At 49.6% G+C, this 1108-nt stretch carries 2 protein-coding genes; both read right to left on the bottom strand.

Annotated features, from left to right (window positions below; all coding sequences use genetic code 11):
• Positions 1-82: 82 nt before the first annotated feature.
• Positions 83-766: a general secretion pathway protein GspB gene (locus R7P72_RS25570; protein WP_025623667.1), complete on the bottom strand. Its 684-nt coding sequence runs from the start codon at positions 764-766 to the stop codon at positions 83-85.
• Positions 766-1108: peptidoglycan-binding domain-containing protein (locus R7P72_RS25575; protein WP_318111036.1), on the bottom strand; the 343-nt coding region annotated here is incomplete at its 5' end. The genes R7P72_RS25570 and R7P72_RS25575, both read right to left, overlap by 1 nt.

Below are 1108 nucleotides of genomic sequence, written 5' to 3' on the forward strand. Positions count from 1 at the left end.
ACTACCGGTTTGCACATAGCGGATACGAAAAAGGCCACATTCATGTGGCCTTTTGCTTATCTAATGGTTTCACGCGAGAGCACTAACCATCCCATTCGTAAAGCGCAGGGATTCGGATTTGCTCACCTTGGAATTCGACAATGACAGCCTGCGGCTGAATCTCTTTCAGCGTGACTTGTCCATCCACCACATCCCCTTGGTGATACTCCACGTTATTGATTTTCACCCAACGACGATTGGCGTCACTGGCATACATATGCGTTTGCAAATTAAGGGCAGGAAGACGTCCTTGCCACTGCTGCGCATTGCGCTCCAAGTCATTCACCTGTGACGGTGCAGAAGTCGGTGCATCGTTTTGAGACAGCGCATTTTCCACTTTTTTGGCGAGATCTGGAGACAAGGAAGACAAGTCTAGATCATCCAATGACAAACCTAAGTCGTCACGACGATGCGTAGATGCTGTGCTCGTGACGGGAGTAGCCGTTGTCGGATCTGGAGCCTCACTCTCGTTGGCATACTCGGAGGGTTGTAAGAATGTCCCAATGTCGCGAGATAATTCGGCACTCGGCCATTCTCGTGGCAGTTGAGCAAGATCCGTTGATTCTGGATAATCTAAAACTTCAAATGGTTGTACGACTTCCGCCACCACTACCTCTGGCGTAACCGCTTGAGTCTCTGGCGTAAGCAAATCTAAATGCCACGCAACCGCAATCGCTGACACGCTAATAGGCACAAGAAAGAGTCCAACATGTTTGATGACTGACATTACACCTCCTCCTTGTTAATGCTTGCTAGTGTTGGCGCATTAGGTTGCACACTTTGTTGTAAGCGCTCTAACGTGCGATGACCCGCAATGCCATCCACACCGATGCCCTGCCAACGTTGGAACAGTTCCACTCGCTCTTTTAACGCACCGTCAAAAATGGACGTTTCCAATGGTGATTCACTGACCGCTTTGGCAAGCAATTGGTCAAGCACTTCTATCGCCGGCCCTTCCATATCTAAACGCAACGTCTCTTTAAGCGGCGCTTGCCACAATTCAATGATGTTGCCCTGCCACATTGGTTTCAGCCACGAAACAGGCAAACGCAGACGCTGTTTGCCATTG

It is taken from the genome of Vibrio sp. Vb0888 (assembly GCF_033338835.1).
In the GTDB taxonomy this organism is placed as follows: domain Bacteria; phylum Pseudomonadota; class Gammaproteobacteria; order Enterobacterales; family Vibrionaceae; genus Vibrio; species Vibrio alginolyticus.

Bases quoted from the DNA above. Each gene is read 5' to 3' on its own strand.
- R7P72_RS25570 (WP_025623667.1), bottom strand. From the start codon at position 766: ATGTCAGTCATCAAACATGTTGGACTCTTTCTTGTGCCTATTAGCGTG.